This is a genomic window from Nocardia sp. CWNU-33, from assembly GCF_046764895.1.
GTDB lineage: Bacteria > Actinomycetota > Actinomycetes > Mycobacteriales > Mycobacteriaceae > Nocardia.
The window spans coordinates 27,438-45,819 of sequence record NZ_JBKOQN010000031.1; the positions used below are offsets into that span (position 1 = coordinate 27,438).

Annotated in this window: 19 protein-coding genes; 6 read left to right on the plus strand and 13 right to left on the minus strand. The window is 66.8% G+C overall.

All coding sequences use genetic code 11. The annotated features are described in order from the left end of the window. Nucleotides 1-9 precede the first annotated feature (9 nt). The 3 genes from ACLMAL_RS30685 to ACLMAL_RS30695 all read right to left on the minus strand — a co-directional run bounded on the left by ACLMAL_RS30685 (nt 10) and on the right by ACLMAL_RS30695 (nt 1,880). The gene (locus ACLMAL_RS30685) at nt 10-336 is read right to left on the minus strand and encodes a cupin domain-containing protein (RefSeq protein WP_328406414.1); all 327 of its coding nucleotides are present in this window, start codon (nt 334-336) and stop codon (nt 10-12) included. Nucleotides 337-564: 228 nt separating this feature from the next. Next, nucleotides 565-1,074, minus strand: coding sequence for a dihydrofolate reductase (locus ACLMAL_RS30690; protein WP_412002266.1), 510 nt, complete (start codon nt 1,072-1,074; stop codon nt 565-567). Further along, nucleotides 1,071-1,880, minus strand: coding sequence for a thymidylate synthase (locus ACLMAL_RS30695; RefSeq protein ID WP_412002267.1), 810 nt, complete (start codon nt 1,878-1,880; stop codon nt 1,071-1,073). The genes ACLMAL_RS30690 and ACLMAL_RS30695 overlap by 4 nt, the downstream gene beginning before the upstream one ends. A gap of 39 nt (nt 1,881-1,919) precedes the next feature. Between ACLMAL_RS30695 and cobF the strand changes: the two genes are divergently transcribed. Both cobF and ACLMAL_RS30705 read left to right on the plus strand, forming a co-directional pair. Beyond that, entirely contained in the window at nt 1,920-2,663 is a 744-nt protein-coding gene (cobF, locus tag ACLMAL_RS30700) for a precorrin-6A synthase (deacetylating) (protein ID WP_412002268.1), read from the plus strand. A 165-nt stretch (nt 2,664-2,828) separates the two neighbouring features. Further along, on the plus strand, nt 2,829-3,695 hold the full coding sequence (locus tag ACLMAL_RS30705) for an Fpg/Nei family DNA glycosylase (protein WP_412002269.1): 867 nt from the start codon (nt 2,829-2,831) through the stop codon (nt 3,693-3,695). A gap of 186 nt (nt 3,696-3,881) precedes the next feature. Here the strand turns inward: ACLMAL_RS30705 and ACLMAL_RS30710 are convergent, their stop codons facing one another. The 4 genes from ACLMAL_RS30710 to ACLMAL_RS30725 are packed head-to-tail and all read right to left on the minus strand — an operon-like array spanning nt 3,882 to nt 8,472. Then, nucleotides 3,882-5,384: a carboxylesterase/lipase family protein gene (locus ACLMAL_RS30710; protein ID WP_412002270.1), complete on the minus strand. Its 1,503-nt coding sequence runs from the start codon at nt 5,382-5,384 to the stop codon at nt 3,882-3,884. A 13-nt stretch (nt 5,385-5,397) separates the two neighbouring features. Then, nucleotides 5,398-6,852 carry a dihydrolipoyl dehydrogenase family protein gene (locus ACLMAL_RS30715; protein ID WP_412002271.1) on the minus strand — a complete coding sequence of 485 codons (1,455 nt, stop codon included), beginning with the start codon at nt 6,850-6,852 and terminating at the stop codon, nt 5,398-5,400. Further along, a complete protein-coding gene (locus ACLMAL_RS30720; protein WP_328406398.1) occupies nt 6,849-7,094 on the minus strand; it encodes a DUF2630 family protein in 246 nt (81 codons plus the stop codon). The genes ACLMAL_RS30715 and ACLMAL_RS30720 overlap by 4 nt, the downstream gene beginning before the upstream one ends. 10 nt (nt 7,095-7,104) lie before the next feature. Continuing rightward, entirely contained in the window at nt 7,105-8,472 is a 1,368-nt protein-coding gene (locus ACLMAL_RS30725; protein ID WP_412002272.1) for a PLP-dependent aminotransferase family protein, read from the minus strand. A gap of 80 nt (nt 8,473-8,552) precedes the next feature. Here ACLMAL_RS30725 and ACLMAL_RS30730 point away from each other — a divergent pair, with 80 nt between their 5' ends. Beyond that, a complete protein-coding gene (locus tag ACLMAL_RS30730; RefSeq protein WP_412002273.1) occupies nt 8,553-9,239 on the plus strand; it encodes a pyridoxamine 5'-phosphate oxidase family protein in 687 nt (228 codons plus the stop codon). 19 nt (nt 9,240-9,258) lie between these two features. Here the strand turns inward: ACLMAL_RS30730 and ACLMAL_RS30735 are convergent, their stop codons facing one another. Further along, the gene (locus ACLMAL_RS30735) at nt 9,259-10,161 is read right to left on the minus strand and encodes an NmrA/HSCARG family protein (RefSeq protein ID WP_412002274.1); all 903 of its coding nucleotides are present in this window, start codon (nt 10,159-10,161) and stop codon (nt 9,259-9,261) included. A gap of 103 nt (nt 10,162-10,264) precedes the next feature. Between ACLMAL_RS30735 and ACLMAL_RS30740 the strand changes: the two genes are divergently transcribed. Next, nucleotides 10,265-10,891 (plus strand): TetR/AcrR family transcriptional regulator, encoded by a 627-nt coding sequence (locus ACLMAL_RS30740; protein WP_412002275.1) that lies wholly within the window; start codon nt 10,265-10,267, stop codon nt 10,889-10,891. Nucleotides 10,892-11,077: 186 nt separating this feature from the next. Here ACLMAL_RS30740 and ACLMAL_RS30745 read toward each other — a convergent pair whose 3' ends face one another. Both ACLMAL_RS30745 and ACLMAL_RS30750 read right to left on the minus strand, forming a co-directional pair. Continuing rightward, a complete protein-coding gene (locus ACLMAL_RS30745) occupies nt 11,078-12,616 on the minus strand; it encodes a hypothetical protein (protein WP_412002276.1) in 1,539 nt (512 codons plus the stop codon). Between the two features lie 5 nt (nt 12,617-12,621). Beyond that, on the minus strand, nt 12,622-13,404 hold the full coding sequence (locus tag ACLMAL_RS30750; RefSeq protein WP_328406386.1) for a crotonase/enoyl-CoA hydratase family protein: 783 nt from the start codon (nt 13,402-13,404) through the stop codon (nt 12,622-12,624). A gap of 76 nt (nt 13,405-13,480) precedes the next feature. On the opposite strand from ACLMAL_RS30750, the gene ACLMAL_RS30755 reads away from it, so the two are divergent. Both ACLMAL_RS30755 and ACLMAL_RS30760 read left to right on the plus strand, forming a co-directional pair. Further along, a complete protein-coding gene (locus ACLMAL_RS30755) occupies nt 13,481-14,155 on the plus strand; it encodes a TetR/AcrR family transcriptional regulator (protein WP_412002277.1) in 675 nt (224 codons plus the stop codon). Further along, complete coding sequence (locus tag ACLMAL_RS30760) at nt 14,142-15,761, plus strand: acyl-CoA dehydrogenase family protein (protein ID WP_412002278.1); 1,620 nt, start codon at nt 14,142-14,144, stop codon at nt 15,759-15,761. Before ACLMAL_RS30755 ends, ACLMAL_RS30760 begins: the two co-directional genes overlap by 14 nt. A gap of 106 nt (nt 15,762-15,867) precedes the next feature. Here the strand turns inward: ACLMAL_RS30760 and ACLMAL_RS30765 are convergent, their stop codons facing one another. The 3 genes from ACLMAL_RS30765 to ACLMAL_RS30775 all read right to left on the minus strand — a co-directional run bounded on the left by ACLMAL_RS30765 (nt 15,868) and on the right by ACLMAL_RS30775 (nt 18,327). Continuing rightward, the gene (locus ACLMAL_RS30765) at nt 15,868-16,848 is read right to left on the minus strand and encodes a hypothetical protein (protein ID WP_412002279.1); all 981 of its coding nucleotides are present in this window, start codon (nt 16,846-16,848) and stop codon (nt 15,868-15,870) included. Nucleotides 16,849-16,971: 123 nt separating this feature from the next. Then, nucleotides 16,972-17,841 (minus strand): hypothetical protein, encoded by an 870-nt coding sequence (locus ACLMAL_RS30770; RefSeq protein ID WP_412002280.1) that lies wholly within the window; start codon nt 17,839-17,841, stop codon nt 16,972-16,974. 63 nt (nt 17,842-17,904) lie between these two features. Further along, complete coding sequence (locus tag ACLMAL_RS30775; protein WP_412002281.1) at nt 17,905-18,327, minus strand: nuclear transport factor 2 family protein; 423 nt, start codon at nt 18,325-18,327, stop codon at nt 17,905-17,907. Between the last annotated feature and the right edge of the window lie 55 nt (nt 18,328-18,382).

Consider the following 18,382-nt stretch of genomic DNA (forward strand, 5'->3'; position numbering starts at 1 on the left):
CGGTGCGGGCTACTTGGCGACTGTCAGCAGGAACGCGACGTCGTCCACGGCTTTGACGCTGTGTCGTGCTTTCGGTACAACCAGCAGGTCACCGGCCGAGCCCTTCCATTCGTTGGTACCGCTGATCAGCGTCAGCGTGCCGCTCAGCACCAGCAGCGTCGACTCGCCCGCGTTGTCGTGCTCGGCCAGACTCTGGCCCGCGCTGAGACCGACAACGGTCTGGCGCAGCGAATTGGCGTGTCCGCCGTAAATGGTTTGCGAACTGCGCCCGCTCGTGGCGGTGGCGGCCAACTTGAGCTGTTGGCGAGCGACCGCTGTCAGCGATTTCTTGTCCATGGACCGCCTTTCGCAGATCACATCCACCCGGATCAGGGCTGGTGATTCGGGCTGGTGGGCGGCGGGTGGACGGATGTCCGAACCGCCGCCTATTCAGGAGTATGCCCGACGTCTGCGCGCCGCGGGCCAGGTTTGATCGCCTGCCCTCGGTGCGGCGTGTTCACGGCCGTCCCCACCGGTCGAACGGTGTTGTGCTGCTGCGGCTGACCGATGCCGGAGGTTTGCCTACTAGTCGGATCGGTGGCGGATGTAGTGCCGGATACGGAAGCGCAGCCCGGTCGTCGACTCCTGCCACTGCGCCGGTTCGACGGCATGCCATTCGGGGCCGATGAGAGGTGCGTACGCGTCGCCGTCCACGGTGGTGTCGACCTCGGTGACGAGCAGATCCGTCGCGAAATCCATAGCGGCGCGATAGATCTCGCCGCCGCCCGCGATCCACACGGTGCTCGGCGTACTCATGGCCATCGCCTCTGGCAGCGATCCTGCGCGTTCGGCGCCCTCGGCCGACCAGTCGGATTGCCTGGTCACCACGATGTTGCGACGGCCGTCGAGCGGGCGGAATCTCGGTGGTAGCGAGTCCCAGGTGCGCCTGCCCATTACCACGGGATGACCCATGGTGACGGCCTTGAAATTCGCCATGTCCTCGGGCACGCGCCAGGGGATGGTGTTCTCGAAACCGATTACCCCCTCAGGGGTTTGCGCCCAGATGAGCCCGATCGTCCGGTCCGGTCCGCTCACACCGCCACCGGGGCCTTGATGGCCGGGTGATGCTGGTAGTCGACGATGTCGACGTCGGTATAGGTGTAGTCGAACAGCGTCGGCGCCTGGCGCAGCCGCAGCGTCGGGAACGGGTACGGGTCACGGGTGAGTTGCTCGGTGACCTGCTCGACGTGGTTGTCGTAGATGTGGCAGTCACCGCCGGTCCAGATGAAGTCGCCGGGCTCCAGCCCGGTCTGCTGGGCCACCATGTGGGTGAGCAGCGCATAGCTGGCGATATTGAACGGGACGCCGAGGAACAGGTCGGCGCTGCGCTGATAGAGCTGGCAGGACAGCTTGCCGTCGGCCACGTAGAACTGGAAGAACGCATGGCACGGAGCCAGTGCCATCCTGTCCAGCTCGGCCACGTTCCAGGCGGAGACGATCATGCGACGCGAATCCGGATTGTTGCGCAGGGTGTGCAGCACCTCGGAGATCTGGTCGATGTGGGCGCCGTCCGGCGTCGGCCACGACCGCCACTGCACGCCGTAGACCGGGCCGAGTTCGCCATCGGCGTCGGCCCATTCGTCCCAGATGGAAACGCCGTGTTCTTGCAGCCAGGAGACGTTGGAATCGCCGCGCAGGAACCACAGCAGCTCGTAGACGATCGACTTCAGATGCACCTTTTTGGTGGTGATCAGCGGGAAGCCCGCCGCAAGGTCGTAGCGCAGCTGGTGGCCGAAGATGCTGTGGGTGCCGGTCCCGGTACGGTCCGCTTTCGCCGTCCCGGAGTCCAGGACCAGGCGGAGCAGGTCCTCGTACTGGGTATCGCGAGCATTGGTGGCCACGCCTCGCGAGTTTACTGATGCCTGGCAAGCTCTCCGCACATGCGCAAGCTCTACGTGATCGGCATCGGCGCCGGCGACCCCGACCAGGTGACGGTGCAGGCCATCAAGGCCATGCGGCAGGTCGAGGTGTTCTTCGTCATCGGCAAGGGCGTCGAGAAGCAGGAGCTCGTCGACGTGCGGACCGCCATCCTGACCGAGCACCTCGCGGGCAATTACCGGATCGTGGAGATTCCCGACCCGCCGCGCGACCGCATGCCCGCGGACTACCAGGGCGTCGTCGAGGACTGGCACGACCGCCGCTCGGCACTGCTGGAGGAAGCTTTCGCGCAGGTCGACGGAGTCGGCGGCATTCTCGTGTGGGGTGATCCTGCGCTGTACGACAGCACCTTGCGGATTATCGAACGGGTACTCGAACGTGGTGCGCAGAGCTTCGACTACGAGGTGATCCCCGGCGTCACCAGCGCCCAGGCGCTGGCCGCCCGGCACCGGATGGTGCTGCACCGCATCGGCGAACCGGTACACATCACCACGGGCAGGCGCCTGCGCACGGAGGGCCTCGGCCCTGGCTCCAACCTGGTGATGCTGGACGGCGACTGCGCCTTCACCGAAGTCCCCGGCGACAATGTGCACATCTGGTGGGGCGCCTACCTCGGCATGCCCGACGAGACCCTCATCGAGGGCCCGCTGCGTGCGGTCGAGGACGAGATCGTCCGACGCCGTGCGGAATTGCGTGCCGAAAAGGGCTGGATCATGGACATCTACCTACTTCGCGTCGACACATAGCGTGCGCACGAAAGTGGTTGTCGGCGGTAGTGGAACGGTGGTTGCGTAGGGCTGTGGGGCCACGATTTCACTACGCTCGCTTATCCCGCGTTGCGCGCGGAGGTGGGTGGTGTTGCTGCTGCGCATCCAGCTGTTTTGTCGGTGCTCCCGGGTAGCCTGGGATTCGTGCCCGAGCTACCCGAAGTGGAGGCGTTGGCGCAGTTCCTGCGGGAACATGCAGTCGGCGCTGTCGTGGGGCGTGTCGATGTGGCCGCACTGAGCGCGGTGAAGACGTTCGACCCGCCGGTGACGGCGCTGTCCGGACGAGATGTGACCGGGGCGGGCCGGTTCGGCAAGTTTCTCGGGCTCGAGTGCGGTGGGCTGTGGCTGATCACGCATCTGTCCCGGGTTGGCTGGCTGCGCTGGATCGATGAGCCGAGTGCGACACCGCCGAAACAGGGCAGGGGACCGTTGGCGTTGCGTGTGCACTTCTTCACGCAGGAAGGGGCGACGCCCGCCTTCGATCTGACGGAGGCGGGCACCAAGAAGCGGCTGGCCGTCTATATCGTCGACGACCCGAAGGTGGTGCCCGGCATCGCCCGCCTCGGCCCCGACGCGCTCGACGTCACCGAGGCGCAGTTCGCCGAAATCCTGCACGGCACTTCCCAGCGCATCAAGACCGCGATCGTCGACCAGGCGCTGATCGCCGGGATCGGCAACGCCTACTCCGACGAGATCCTGCACACCGCGCGGATCTCTCCTTTCGCCAACACCAAAACCATGTCGGCGGAAACGATCTCGACACTGTATGCGGCCATGCGGGCCGAGCTCACCGACGCGGTGCAACGATCGGTCGGCCAGGATGCCGCCCGCCTCAAGGGCGAAAAGCGTTCCGGCATGCAGGTACACGCGCGCACCGGGCTGCCGTGTCCGATCTGCGGCGACACTGTCCGCGAGGTCTCCTATGCCGAGCGCTCGTTCCAGTACTGCGCGGCCTGCCAGACCGGCGGCAAGGTGCTGGCCGATCGGCGGATGTCGCGACTGTTGAAGTAGTCGACCGGTATGGCGAGCAGGCCGGTGTGCAGCCGGATGTCGGGCCGTGGACAGAGCCCACCCGCGGTCACGCCCCAGTTATTGCTCGGTTGACCAAACCACACTGGGCGGCAGCACGGGCTGCCGGTCAGCGCCATTTGCAGACGTCGCCCTGGTGCATCGCTCGCGACCGGTCCGGTTCGGACCTCACGTCAGCGTCGGCACCCCGATGCCTTGCCAGGCACTGCGTTTCGCTGAGTCCGGGTCGTTTTCCAGCCGGGTCGGATCATCGATGATCAAGGTGGTGCGGCGGTCCTCGGTGTAGGCGGGCCACGACGGCAGGGGTACGCCGTTGCGGGCGAAGGACAGCCAGTTGTCCTGGAACTGGCGGGTCACGGCGCGCAGGCCACGGCGCCCGCCCGCTGCGGTGATGGCCCGCCCGAAGGGCGAGTCGACCGCGCCGAATACCGGGATCAAGTCGGTCGCGTGGGTCGCGCCGACGCCCGCGAGATGGAATGCGCGCGGGGCGAAATCGTAGCGGTAGGCATACGTGGGTGCGTGGCGGCTGTGGCCTTCCATCGCGGTGATCGAGGGCCGCCAGAAGACGTAGTCGCCACCCATGCGCACCGCGACCTTCGGTGCGGGATAGCCGGGATACGCGGCGGTGACCCGGGATTCTGCTTCGTCGCCCGCCCGCGACAGCAGCCGGTGCAGTCGGTCGGGGTCGGTGGGCAGTTCATCGGCGAACCTCGCGAACAGGGTGCCTTCCTCGCGATTGGTGCCGATGATGAGCGGCACCCGGTGTGCGGTGCCGTCGGTGATCGCCTCGATCGGAGCCTTCGGTAGATAGGCGCCGTCGACTGTCGGTGCGATGGGGAACAGGCCGGGGTGTTCGCGCAGCACCCGCCCGCTGCTCCGGTCGACCGCGCGGCGAATGTCGTTCGCGTCGGCCGCGATCAGCGCGTCGACCGCGTTTTCCGCAGTGGCACCGAGAGCTTCGACGCAGCGGCGGGCGAAGGCACGGGCATCATCGGAACTCATCGCCCAATCGGCGGGTGGGCTCTGTGCGATGCCACGGTGGAACAACCCCTCGGCCGCGGGTGTCGCCAGCAGCGAGAGCACCGCGTGTGCGCCCGCGGATTCACCGAAGATGGTGACATTGCCGGGATCGCCCCCGAATGCCGCGATATTGCGCTGCACCCATGCCAATGCGGCGACTTGATCGCGCAACCCGAGGTTGGCATCGAAAGGCCGCTCCGGCGTGCTGAATTCGCCGAAGTCGACATAGCCGAACGCGCCGAGTCGGTAGTTCAGCGACACCACGACGACATCGCCGCGCACCGCCAGCCGCGCGCCCGAATACAGGCTCAGCGCCGACGTGCCGATCACATAGCCACCGCCGTGGATGAACACCAGCACCGGACGTGGTGTCGACGAGTGCTCGGCCGGTGCAACGACATTGAGTGTCAACGAATCTTCGCTGGTCGGCTGGTAGCGGCGCGGCCCGATCCGCGCACCGGACCTGTGCTGCATCGCGGCCGAACCGAATCGCGTCGCCTCCCGGACGCCGGTCCACGGGACTACCGGTTGCGGTGCACGAAAGCGCAGGTCTCCCACCGGAGCTGCCGCGTATGGAAGGGATCGCCAGCGCACCACACGACGGCCGCGGTGACCGCGGACAACTCCGTCGGCGGTCATGATATCTGCCATCTACCGATGGTAACTACGTTCGACGTGCTTCCAACAGACGTAGCCAGAGCTCGCTTACCGTCGGATAGGAAGGCACTGCGTGCCACAGTGTTGCCAGCGGTACCTTGCCGACCACGGCAACGGTCGCCGCGTGGATGAGCTCGCCGACCTCGGGGCCGACGAAGGTCGCACCGAGCACGGTGTCGGCGGCGGCGTCGATCACCAGCTTGGCGCGCCCGGAATAGTCGTCGCGCGCCAATGACGAACCGGCGACGGCGATGTCGATCTCCACGGTCTGCACCGAATACCCAGCTGTGCGCGCCGCCGCCTCGGTGAGTCCGACCGAGGCGACCTCGGGTGCGGTGAATACGACCTGCGGTACCTGCTGGTGATCGGCGGTCGCGGCGAACCGCGCATCGGAAAGCTTCCGGCCCTCCGCCCGTGCGGCAATGACATCCCCACACACTCTGGCCTGGTATTTGCCCATGTGTGTCAATGCGACGCGCCCGTTCACATCGCCCACCGCGTACAGCCAGTCGCCTTCGACACCGCGCGCGGTCAGCTGGTCGTCCACCTCGACCGGGCCATCGGGCAATCCGACCGCGGCCAGGCCGAGTGCTTCGGTGGCCGGTCCGCGCCCGGCGGCCACGATGATCTCGTCGGCCTCGATCCGGGCACTATCCGGATCCACGTCATCGCCGCGCAACCGCACCGTCACCGGGCCGCCGTGGATGCGCCCCTCGCCGGTGTCCTTCGCGTCCGCGCGCTCCACCTGCGCGGGCTGGGTCCGGAAGCGGACCCGGACACCCGCGTCGGCCAATCCGGCGGCCACGCGCTCCCGTGCGAACGGTTCGGCATTGCCGAGTAGTGAATTCCCGCGCACCAGCAGCGTGACCTCCTCGGCACCGAGACCGGCCAGCCAGGTCGCGGCCTCACAGGCGACGACACCGCCGCCGACGATCACCACCCGCCGGGGGACTTCGTGCAGGTTGGTGGCATCCCGGGAGGTCCACGGGAGTGCCTCGCGCAGGCCGGGAATGTCCGGAACGCTGGCGGTGGTTCCGGTAGCCAGCACCACGGCGTGCCTGGCGCGCAGCGTGCGGCCCTCGACCTCGACGAGCCGTGCACCGGCCAGGCGGCCGCTGCTGCGGATCACGTCGATCCGGTTGTCGGTGGCCCACTGCACCTGCGAGCTGTCATCGTGGTTGTGGGTGAAGCTGTCTCGTCTGCGCAATACCGCTTCGACGTCGAGGCCGCTCGCGGAGATTCCGGCCATTGCGTGGGCGCTCGCCAACAGGTGCACGGGTCGCAACAGCGCCTTGCTCGGCATACAGGCCCAATATGAACATTCGCCACCGACCAGTTCGCGCTCCACGATGGCTGCGGTGCGCTCGCTACCCGCGATGGCGTAGGCGGCCGCGTTCTCCCCGGCAGGCCCACCACCGATCACGATGACGTCGTATTCGGTGGTCTCCGGCCCCGCGGTCACTGCAGATAGCCCTCGACCTGACGGGCCGAATTGACCTGTGCATCGTCGGGCGAGCCGCCCTGATCGATGCGCGCCCGCCGGTGCCGCAGCAGATCCCAGGCCTGATCGAGCATGACTTCGAGCTCCGCGAGTTGCTGCCGCTCGGTGATCGGATCGACCTCACCGGCCGTCGCTCTGGACCGCAGATCGTGCTCGCGGTCGACCAAATTTTTGATACGCGCCAGGATGTCCTGTTCGGTCATGGAGACCATGCTACGACCGGGCCAGGCAATCTCCGGCCAACGGAATGGCGATCTCCAGGTCGGCCCAGCTGAGCGCGGTGTAACCGAGGGCGACGCCGAAGGACCGTTGGGCGCCGATGTGGTGGCGGGCCAATCCGTCGAGGGCGATGCCGCGCGCCCGGCCCTCGGCGATGGCCTGTTGCTCGGCCGCCGCCGATGTCAGCGGCACCACGACATGCGAACCTGCGTCGTCGCCGACCACCTCGAGACCCCGCCTGCGCAGCTCATCGACCACCAGTGCCCGGCGCGGCGGCAGGGCACGGCGCAGCCTGCGCAGGTGTCGCGCCAGGTCGCCGTGCCTGGCGAATTCGACGAGCACTTGCTGGCCCGCGGGACTCGGCCCGGTGCCGGTCAGCTCCCGGTGCGCGAGCACCGCGTCGGCGATCTCCGGCATTGCGACCAACCAGCCGGTTCCCAGACTCGGTGACAAGATCTTGCTCGTGGTGCCCAGGTGTACCACCACGTCCGGTGCCATTGCCGCGAGCAACGGCAAAGGCGCTGTGTCGTAGCGCAGCTCGCCGTCGTAGTCGTCCTCGATGATGGGCACGCCTGCTTGTCGGGCGAATTCGACGAGCTGAACCCGGCGTGCCGCCGGCATGCGCGAGCCGATCGGAAACTGGTGTGCCGGTGTGCAATACACCGCTTTGATGCCGGGCGGCAGCAGCTCGACCCGCAGTCCCTCGGCATCGACGGGGACGGGCAGTACCCGGACCCCCGCGGCCAGGAACGCGCCCGCGGCGCGTTGATAGCCGGGGTCCTCCATCGCGATCGCATCGCCGGGTCGCAGCAGCGCGGCGGCGAGTTCGCTGACCGCCGAACTGGTTCCGGCAGTGGCGAGCACGACGGTGTCGCTGTTCGCGCCGAGACCGCGGTGCCGCAGTAGGTGTTCGGCGATCGTCGACCGGAACTCCGGCTCACCGCCGCGGTCCTTGCGGACCATCGGGGCGATATCGGAGGCGGCCCGCCAGGCCCGTCGCCAGGCCGGCTGGTGGATGGCTTCGACGCAGGGTGCGCCGGGGCCGAGGTCGAGAAGCTCCGGGTTGTCCGTCGATCCGGATAAGGCGCTCGGCCGGGTAGGACTCGCGACGGGGGCGGTGGTCAGGTAGGTACCCGATCCGCGCTTGCCTGCGATCCAGCCCTCGGCGTGCAGCTGGTCATAGGCCGCGGCGACGACCGTGCGGCTCACTCCGAGCCGCTGCGCGAGCGACCGCGAGGAAGGCAGCCTGTCGTCGGTCCGCAGCACTCCGGTGCTCGCCGCGGCCCGCAAACCTGCTGCGACCTGCGCGGACAGCGGCTGCGCGGCATCCCGATCGAGCACGAGCGGGAGCTCGTCGAGCACTGGGCCCTCCAGAATTGGACTGTTGATTTTTCCTTGAATTGGCTATTTCGGAATGCCACTTTCCGCTTCAGGATAGTGCTATGACCAAGTCGATCACTGCCCGGCCTCCGCTCTCTCCGACTCCGCGCAGCACGCCGACCCGCGCAAAGGAGCGAGCCAGGACCGAAAGGGCCGACCTGGACGCGGTCCTCGACGCCGGACTGGTCTGCCATCTCGGTGTGGTGCTCGGCGGCTCTCCTGTGGTGATCCCCACCGTCTACGGGCGTGCCGGCGACACGCTCTACTTGCACGGCTCTACCGGTGCAGGCAACCTGCGCGCCGCACTCGACGGCGATATCTCCATCGCCGTCACCCTCGTCGACGGCCTCATCTACGCGCGCTCGGCCATGCACTTCTCGATGAACTATCGCTCGGCAGTGGTGCGCGGCCGCGCCGTGGAGGTGACCGACCCCGAAGCGCGGATGCACGCGCTGCGCATAGTGATCGAGCACTCCGCACCCGGCGCATGGGATCGGGTCCGCAAGCCCAACAAAAAGGAACTGGCCGCAACCAAGGTGCTCGCGCTCGATCTCACCGAGGCGTCGGTGAAGGTCAGGACCGGTGGCCCGAACGACGATCCCGAGGACATCGAGGCCGGCGGTGTGTGGGCGGGCGTGCTGCCCGTGCGTCAGGCGTGGGATACGCCGGTGCCTTCGGCGGATCTCGAGCCCGGCATCGAGGTGCCGCGGGATGTGCTCGACCGGGCGGACGCCGTCACGGCATCCTGATTACACCTCGCCCCGCGGCTCAGGGCTGGTTGCGCAGGAGTGTGTCGAATTTCGCTTTGCCTTCCTTGGTGAGCCAGGTGTCGAAGGTCATGAGTGTGGGGTGCAGTTTTCGTAGGGCGGGGATGTCGGCCTGCCAGCCGCCTTTTTCGTTGGCGACGATGTAACCCGCGATCGCGTCGGGGTCTCGTCCTTCGAGTGCTTCTCGTGGGATGTGACGGTAGGTGACGGGGTGTCCGGTGACATTGGTGATCGCGTCGACTATCTGTGGCATGGTCAGTTCGTCGCCCGCCAATTCGATTGCCTTACCTAGGTATTCGTGCGGGTTGCCGAAGGCCAGTGCGGCGAAGGCGCCGATATCGCTCACGGCGATGAGCTGCACGGGAACTTCAGGGAGGAATACATCGGCGAGGGTGCTGTCTCGCACGCCGAGTTGCGGGTCGGCTTGGTTCTCCATGAACCTGACCGGGCGCAGGATCGTTGCCGGCAGGCCGAGGTTGTCGATGTGCCGCTCGACTTGCCGCTTGCTCTCCCATCGTCGAATGCCGGTCTTGCGGTCCGCGCCGCCGACGGAGGCGTAGATAAAGTGTTGAACCCCAGCGGCTTTCGCTGCGTCGGCCACGTTGACGCCCAGTCGGATTTCGTCATCGATGGTGAATTCGGTTGGGGTGCCGGGATAGCCCTGGGTCGGCTGGACGCTGAAGACTCCGTAAGCGTCCCGCATCGCGGCATCGAGCGAGGTGCGGGAGTCCATGTCGCCCGGCGCGAGTTCGGCACCGGCCTCGGCTAGTGCCTGAGCCGCTTGGCTGCCCGGCGTGCGGACGAGCACCCGGACCCGCCAGCCATTCGCGAGCAAGTGTCGCGCCGCGGCGCCGCCCTGCCATCCGGTGGCGCCCGTTACGAGAATCGGGTGTTCTGCAGGCATGTCTTCCTCCATCGTGGCCCACCACAGTCAATCGGGGAGTGTCCCCGTTTTCTCGCTGCTACGATATGGGGACTATCCCCGTTTGGCAAACCGAGAGAGACTCGTGACGAAACCGAAGGGCCAGGACGCTCTCGCCCAGCGTCCGATGCGCGCCGACGCGCGGCGTAACTACGAACAGCTGCTTGTCGCCGCCAGGACCGCGTTCGCCGAACACGGCATCGACGCGTCTCTCGACGACATCGCCCGGCGTGCCGAAGTCGGAAACGCGACGCTCTACCGGCACTTCCCGACACGGCAGGCACTGCTGGAAGCTGTTCACCGCGACCAGATCGAGGCACTCTCGGAAGAGGCCAGGGAGCTGCTTGCCGCGCAAGCACCGGGCGAGGCACTGGCCACCTGGTTGCGGGCTGTCGCTGCCCACGGAAGTACCTCACGTGGGCTGGTTGCCGCACTGACGGCCGCCCTGCACAACGAGGGATCGGATATGTCGTGGTGCCGCGAAACGATATTCGCCGCCGCGACAGCACTGCTCACCCGAGCTCGGCAGTCCCGAGCCGTGCGCCCTGATATCACGGCGGCGCAACTACTCAAACTCGTCAACGCGATCGCCTTCGTCACCGAGCGAGAGTTGGACGGCGGCGAGCAAGCCGAACAGCTGATCTCGCTGGTAATGGACGGCATTCGTTTCCGGGAGCCGGTCACAGCTTCGCCGGTAGTCGACGAAGACTAGGGCGATCCGCGGAGCTGCGGACCGTCCGGTCATTGTGCATTCGCCAAGCGATTCACCGCACGCAATTTGTGCGCCTGACGGCCTCGAAAACTACCCTCATCCAGCCTCGACTACCCACGGAACGACGACGAGTGCGCGGCGCCGCTTGCGCCGCCGGACGCGCCGGGCGTCGGATAGATCGGCTCGTCACCACATGGTGAGCGGCAAATGCCGATCTGCTGCTGTCGTGCGAACGAGATCCCTTAACGCTGAGGTGGATTCGATGCGGGTGGAGTCGAGGCCGACCAGGGACAAGACGTAGTCGTCGGCAATGCGGCACAGGTAGCCGGATAGGCGGGTGCTGGGGAGCAGGTTCGCGGTGAGGCCGGGGTGGATGGCGCGGGCGGCGACGCCGGTGCAGTGGTGTGGGCCGAGGGTGCGCAGGGACGCGGGGAGGGTTCCGATGTTGGAGCACAGGATGTCTCGTTCACCGGCGCCCTTGGACAGCGCGTAGGCCCAGCGGTCGGGAATCACCTGTAGCAGTTCCTCGGGCATGCCGCCGGGGCTGGACATGCGACGCTCGTAGGCGATGCGGGACTTCTCGCGAATCGTCGCGAGGGTATCGGCGCGGTCGATGGTGATCTCCGTCATCGCGAGATCGTTGTCGACACGGGGTTCGTCTCGAGTGTCGACGGGGAGGCTGGCGTCGATCGTCGCGTGGGGGAATCCAGTGGCCCACAGTATGTTCGCGACCAGCCAGATGAACAGGCTGTTGGCGGTACCGCCCTGCGCGGCGGCCGCCTGGTCCCAGTCGGATACCGCGCACTGCATGATCGCGCTGTGCGTCGGTGCAATGCTGGAACCGGCGCGGGTACGGTCGGCTGGGGCTGTCCTGGGGCGTACTGGAATGCCATTGCGAAATGCGCGGGCAGTGCCGCGCAACACGATCGACCACTGTCGCAGCGCATCGGCCCAATCCGATTTCGAGGCAATGGAATTAGTCGATCGATTGGCGAGGTTCGCCGAATCGATCGGGTCCGATCCGCTCGGCGTGTAGTCGACGGCGCCGGTAGCGCCGGCTCGAGGTGATTGCGGTGCTGTCGAGCTCGTGCCGGAGCCGCCGTCGGATGCAGGGGGATGCCTTGCGGCCCGGCTGCGCAGGGCTTCGTCGACGGCGAGAACGAGTGCGCGGCCGTCGGCGATGGCGTGTGAACAGGTCAGGGAGACAAGGGTTCCGCCGTCGTCGAGCGCCACGGCCGACAGTCGCCACCCGGGGCCGAACTCGGGGTCGAGGTCGGCGCCTCGGCTGTCGGCCCAGTCGAGCAGTGTTTCGGTGGAGATCGGCTCGGTGGTGCTGTCGAGCGGGTGGGCCCTGGTGTTGGGTCGCCAGGATCGGCGGGCGCCGGGTACGCGCGGGCGGATCACGCGGCGGCCCAACGGCCCTGTGCACAAGGCGGTGTGGACCTCCTGGAGCAGCTGTGGGTCGATGCGGTCGGCCGTGCGCCACAGACCCTGTAGGGCGATCGGGGTGCCGAGGCCGCGATGAGTGCGCAGGAAGATTTCGTCGACGACGCTCAGTCGGCGGCTGCTGCCGAGCCGATCCGTGGGGTCGAATCGGTCGGCGTCATCGAGTCGATTGTCGTCGTGGCGGTTGCTGCCGCCGGGGCAGTCGGTGCCGTCGTGGCGGTCGGTGTTGCCGGGGCGATTTCCGTCGTCACGTCGATTCCGTGCGCTGGTTCGGCCCATCCGGGTCAGGCGCGTGCGCCGTGTCGGCCTGCGCCAGCGGCGAATCTCTGGGCGCCCTCCAGAGCCCCGTCGGCGAGGGCGGTCATGCCGTGCCGAAACTCATTGCGGATCGCGGCTTCCTCGTCGAGGCCGTCCTGTTCGAGCATCGACATCCGATCGGAGCGCAGGCAGGTTTGCGGCAGCGCGGCCAGTTGGGCGGCGACCTCCTCGGCGGCCCGGCGCGCATCACCGGTCGGCACCACGCGATTCACCAGGCCCATCTGCAAGGCCTCGGGTGCGCCCACCGCGCGGCCGGTGAGCACCAGATCCATCGCACGCCCTGTCCCGATGATGCGCGGTAGCCGCACGGTGCCGCCGTCGATCAGTGGCACGCCCCAGCGGCGGCAGAATACGCCGAAGGTGCTGTCCTGCTCGGCGATTCGCAGATCGCACCAGAGCGCGAGCTCGAGGCCGCCTGCCACCGCGTAACCGGAGACGGCGGCGATCACGGGCTTGGACAGCTTCATGCGGGTGGGGCCCATGGGGCCGTCGCCGTCTTCGATCGGCCGGTTGGAGTTCTCGGTGCCGAGCGCTTTGAGGTCCGCGCCCGCGCAGAAGGTGCCGCCATCACCCCATAGCACCGCGACCGACGCGATGGGATCGGCGTCGAAAGCGCGGAACGCGTCGGCGAGCGCGGCGGCGGTCGGGCCGTCGACGGCATTGCGCGCGGCGGGGCGATGCAGGATGACGGTGGTCACGGGTCCGGAGTGTTCGACACGGACGGCGGGACCGCTGGCTTGGTCAGTCACGTACACGACCATACGACGTACAACAGCCTGGAAACAGTCCTTGCGCCAAGAAATGAATCTGTGTTTCACTTCTTGCGTGGTGTACCGCAGAACCCCTGCCGTGCAGGCCCGCCTCGATGCGCAGGCCGCGCTGATCGTGCAGGCCGCGACGAAGGTCCTCTCCAGAGCGGGCTTTGCCGGGCTGTCCATGGTGGCGGTCGCGAACGAGGCCGCAGTGGCGACCGGGACGGTGTACAAGCATTTCGAAGGCAAGTCCGAACTGGTGAGTGCGGTGTTCCGGAAGGTGGTCGCCCGTGAGGTCGCCGCCGTCACCGCCGCGGCCGCGGAACGGATCGCGGATGCCGACACCGCAGCCTCCGCGGTCGAACGCGTCACCGCCGCGGTGGAAACCTTCGCGGGGCGTGCGCTGAAGAACCCGAAGCTCGCCTACGTACTGCTCGTCGAACCGGTCGATGCGGCTGTCGACAACGAGCGCCTGCACTTCCGGCGCGCTTTCGCCGAGGCCTTCGAATCGGCTATCACCGAGGGTGTCTCGCGCGGGGAACTGCCCGCACAGGACGCGCGAACCAGCGCCGCCGCATTGGTCGGTGCGATCGGTGAGGTGCTCGTCGGTCCGCTGGCCCACGCACCACACGGCGAATCCGTTGTCCCCGAACTCGTTGCCTTCGCGATGCGCGCGCTAGGCGTGCGCGATGATCAGAGCGCCCAGGGCGCTCGAGAGAAACAGGAGTTGTCCGATGCCGACGCATGAAGTCTTCAACCAGGTTCCGAACATCGTGCCCTTCGACGTCTCGCAGAACCCGGCGCTGCTGGAGGGCCTGCACCGTGAGGGGGCGGGCTGGGCCGAGCAGGAGGTGCGTGAACTCGGCAGGCTCGCGGGTGGTTTCGCGGCGCAGGAGTGGGGCCGGCTGGCCAACGAGTATCCGCCGGTGCTGCACACCCACGACCGCTACGGCAATCGCATCGACGAGGTCGAATTCCACCCGCACTGGCACGACCTGATGAATGTCGCGGTCTCGCACGGACTGCACGGCTCACCCTGGCTCGACGACCGGCCCGGCGCTCATACCGCCCGTGCGGCCAAGTTCTACACCTGGGGTGTCGCCGACGCGGGCCACATGTGCCCGATCTCGATGACCTACGCGGTGGTACCTGCGCTGCGCCACAATGCGGAGCTCGCGGCGAAATACGAACCGCTGCTCGGTTCCAGGACCTACGACTTCGGCCTTCGTGAGCCGTCGACCAAGGCCGGACTCATCGCGGGCATGTCGATGACCGAAAAGCAGGGCGGCTCCGACGTCCGCGCCAACACCACCACCGCGACTCCGCAGCCCGACGGCAGCTACCGGCTCGTCGGACACAAATGGTTCACCTCCGCGCCCATGTCGGACATGTTCCTCACGCTGGCGCAGGCGCCCGGCGGCCTGTCCTGCTTCCTGCTGCCCAGGGTGCTGCCCGACGACACCCGCAATCCGATTCGGATCCAACGACTCAAGGACAAGCTCGGCAACAAGTCCAACGCCTCCTCGGAGATCGAATACGAGAACGCCACCGGCTGGCTGGTCGGCGCGGAGGGGGCCGGGGTCAAGACCATCATCGAGATGGTCAATATGACCCGCCTCGACTGTGTGATCGGCTCGTCGACCGGCATGCGCATCGGTGCGGTGTACGCGGTGCACCACGCACGGCACCGGGATGTCTTCGGCAAGAAGCTGATCGATCAGCCCGCGATGCGCAATGTGCTCGCCGACCTGGTGATCGAATCCGACGCCGCGACCACGGTGATGATGCGCCTGGCGGGCGCCACCGATCGGGCAGGCCAGGATCCGGCCGAGGCGGCGCTGCGCCGAATCGCCTTGGCGGTCACCAAGTACTGGGTGTGCAAGCGCGCGCCTTCGCACGCGGCCGAGGCATTGGAATGCTTCGGCGGCAACGGCTATGCCGAAGAATCGGGGATGCCGCGCCTCTACCGCGAGGCTCCGCTGATGTCGATCTGGGAGGGCTCCGGCAATGTCGCCGCCCTGGACGCGTTGCGTGCCATGGGTCGTCAGCCCGAGACCGTCGAGGCGTACTTCAACGAGGTCTCGCTGGCCCGGGGTGCGAACCCCCGTCTCGACGACGCCATCACCCGCGTCGGCAAGGAACTCTCCGACCTCAGCGATATCGAATACCGCGCACGCCGCATTATCGAACTCATGGCGCTCGTCCTGCAGGGCGCACAACTGGTCCGCCACGGCCACCCCGCCGTCGCGGATGCCTTCTGCGCCACCCGATTGGGCGAGGACTGGGGCATCGCCTTCGGCACCCTGCCGACAGGCGTCGACACCGGCGCCATCATCGAACGCGCCTTCGTCTGATCGGCGCCGCGCTGGTCGAGTACCTGCTCGACCAGCGTCGCCGTCAGCACATCGTGTACTCGTTCGAACAGGGCTGTGCTGAGGCGTGGTCGAAATCTCGACTGGGTCAGTTGGTTTGATCGGGGTCGGGCGACGGCCGTTTGGTGGCCGGGTCGGGTGGTGTCTGCTGGGAGGCGGTTTCGGTAGTCGCCTGCTGAGAGGCCGGTGCTGGTTGCTGCGGCTCGGGAGCAGGCTGCGGGGAAGCCGATGGTTGCTGCGGCGCAGGAGCAGGCTGTGCCGGGTCCGGGCCAGACGATGGCCGCGTAATGACGATGGGCATGCGCAGCGGTATCTGGATGGGTCCGGCCGGGCGATTGCGTACCCACTGGGCGATTGCGGCCACGGCTGAAACCACCGCCATCGCGCCGGCGAACCAGGCCCAAGAGGTGAGACCGGCGGTGGTCCAGGTGTACCTGCGGACGCCGGGCAGTGCGTAACCGCTGTTGCCGGAGGCCCAGCGCACTATCATGCCGACCTGGCTACCCAGATCCCGCGTGGGGCCGTTTCCGACCATGTTCCGCACGTCGGGAGCTTTGTTGTTGATGTGGACCAAGGCGAAGATGACGAAAAGAGTCAGGGCTATCGAAGAACCCATCACCAAAGTCGAAAGCGCTCGAGTCTGCGCCCGCAGATTGATGACTGCGGCGACGACGATAACGGCGATGGTGATGCACGCGAGAACAGCCCAGGTGCCGTTGATCTTCGCGGCAGGCGGTGGCGATCCCGCCCACAGGGCCACGAGCGAGCTGGATATTTCGAATTTCCCGAACGGGGTGGCTTTGATCTTGCCGTCGGTCGAGGAAGCGTTGATCCATGGCTGGAACAGCGCGTACAGCGTGATGACGCCGCCGATCGCGGCGCCCAGATAGCCCCAATGGCCTCGGCACAAGACAAGTACCGGTCGGAGCGCGGCAAGTAGCGGTCGGAGCGTGGCAAGCGCGTTCGCGATGTCGACCTGACGTCGTGACGCGCCGCTTGCTGCTCGGCTGGGCGAAACAGCCTGCGCCTGTGGAGTTTTGCCCGCTTGCCAGGGCGTCGGCTGCACCATCGGTCCAAGTTTAGGAGTCATCCCATGTTGTAGTTCAGCCCGAACCCACCGCCGGTGGGAAGCTCGGATCGGTCGGACGCATCCGTCCGGCCGGGGGTCACCATGCGGTCGAGATTTTCCGTGTTACTTGGGTGGGTCGGGTGTGGGCGCTGGAGTGGGTGCGGGTGTGGAGTCGGGTGCAGGGGCAGGTGCAGGTGCAGGTGCCGAAGATGGCCGCGTGATGACTATTGGCATGCGCAGTGGTATCTGCAGTGGTATCTGGATGGGTCCGGCCGGGCGGTTGCGGACCCACTGGGCGATGGCCGCGACGGCCGACATCACCGCGATCGCGGCAGCGAACCAAGCCCAAGCGGTGAGACCGGCGGTGGTTATCGAAACTTTGCGGAGACCGGGCACCGGGTAGTTGCCGTTGCCGGAGGCCCAGCGCATCAGCAGGCCGATCTGGCTGCCCAGATCTGTCGGGCGTCCGTATCCGAGCATGGCCCGCAATTCGGGTGCTTTGCCGTTCATGTGGACAAGGGCGAAGACGATGAATAATGCCGTGGCCACCGAAGAGCCTGCGGCCAAATGCGACAGTGCCGTGGTGCGAGCCCGAAGATTGACAACTACGGCGAACAAGGTGACGGCGATGGCGACACAGGCCAGGACGGCCCAGGTGCCATTGATTTTTGCCTGAGGCGGTGGTGCTCCCGACCACAGGGCAACGAGGGAGCTGGATATTTGCCATTTCCCGAAGGGGGTTGCTTTGACTCTGCCGTCGAGCCCGGAAGCGTTTACCCACGGTTGGAACAGTGTGAAGAAAAGAATTAGGCTTCCGGCTGCGGCGGCCAGGTAACCCCAATTTCCGCGGAGCCGCGCCAGATGCGGTCGGAGTGCGGCCATCGTGCTCCGGACCTCGACTCGACGTCGTGGTGCGCCGCGCGCAGACGGGTTGGGCGGGTCGACCTGCCCGGGTGGATTTTTGCCTGCTTGCCAGGGAGTTCGCTGTGCCATCCGCCCGAGTTTAGGAAAAGTGATCGATGTACGCGGGGTCCGCCCTTGCCGCCCATGGGAAGTTCACACTTGTTGACGACGGCCGCCCGCGGGCGGTTCGAGTACGCGTTCGACCAGTGCGGTGTCGCAGTGCTCGATCAGTTCGGTGAGCTGTCCGTTCGCGAGTCGGAAGATCATGCAATAGGTCTGTTCGTACGGCTCGCCGCTAATTGTGATCGCGTGGCCGCGGACCTGTGCCACGACCAGGTCGTCTTCGGCGATGATGAAGTCTGCTGTGCTCCGGTATTCGGTGAACTGCACCATGAGTGGGCGCAGAAGTTCTTTCAGCACAATGGTTTTCGGCTCCCAGCTGCCGGACCACGACCAGTTCCCCGGAAAAGTCCAGCGGAAATCGTCGGCCATTGCATCGCTCATCGCTCGCGTATTGCCCTGTGTCATCTGGTCGAAGATGTGCTCGATCAGTTTCTTGTTTTCGGCTGCGCTCATGGATTCGACGGTATGCAGTTCCTCGACATGCGACAAGCGAGAGTCTCGCATATTT

Coding starts and splice junctions, on each gene's coding strand:
- ACLMAL_RS30685 (WP_328406414.1), bottom strand. CDS start 336: ATGGACAAGAAATCGCTGACAGCGGTCGCTCGCCAACAGCTCAAGTTG.
- cobF (WP_412002268.1), top strand. CDS start 1,920: ATGCGCAAGCTCTACGTGATCGGCATCGGCGCCGGCGACCCCGACCAG.
- ACLMAL_RS30710 (WP_412002270.1), bottom strand. CDS start 5,384: ATGGCAGATATCATGACCGCCGACGGAGTTGTCCGCGGTCACCGCGGC.
- ACLMAL_RS30720 (WP_328406398.1), bottom strand. CDS start 7,094: ATGACCGAACAGGACATCCTGGCGCGTATCAAAAATTTGGTCGACCGC.
- ACLMAL_RS30730 (WP_412002273.1), top strand. CDS start 8,553: ATGACCAAGTCGATCACTGCCCGGCCTCCGCTCTCTCCGACTCCGCGC.
- ACLMAL_RS30735 (WP_412002274.1), bottom strand. CDS start 10,161: ATGCCTGCAGAACACCCGATTCTCGTAACGGGCGCCACCGGATGGCAG.
- ACLMAL_RS30745 (WP_412002276.1), bottom strand. CDS start 12,616: ATGGGCCGAACCAGCGCACGGAATCGACGTGACGACGGAAATCGCCCC.
- ACLMAL_RS30760 (WP_412002278.1), top strand. CDS start 14,142: ATGCCGACGCATGAAGTCTTCAACCAGGTTCCGAACATCGTGCCCTTC.
- ACLMAL_RS30765 (WP_412002279.1), bottom strand. CDS start 16,848: ATGGTGCAGCCGACGCCCTGGCAAGCGGGCAAAACTCCACAGGCGCAG.
- ACLMAL_RS30770 (WP_412002280.1), bottom strand. CDS start 17,841: ATGGCACAGCGAACTCCCTGGCAAGCAGGCAAAAATCCACCCGGGCAG.
- ACLMAL_RS30775 (WP_412002281.1), bottom strand. CDS start 18,327: ATGAGCGCAGCCGAAAACAAGAAACTGATCGAGCACATCTTCGACCAG.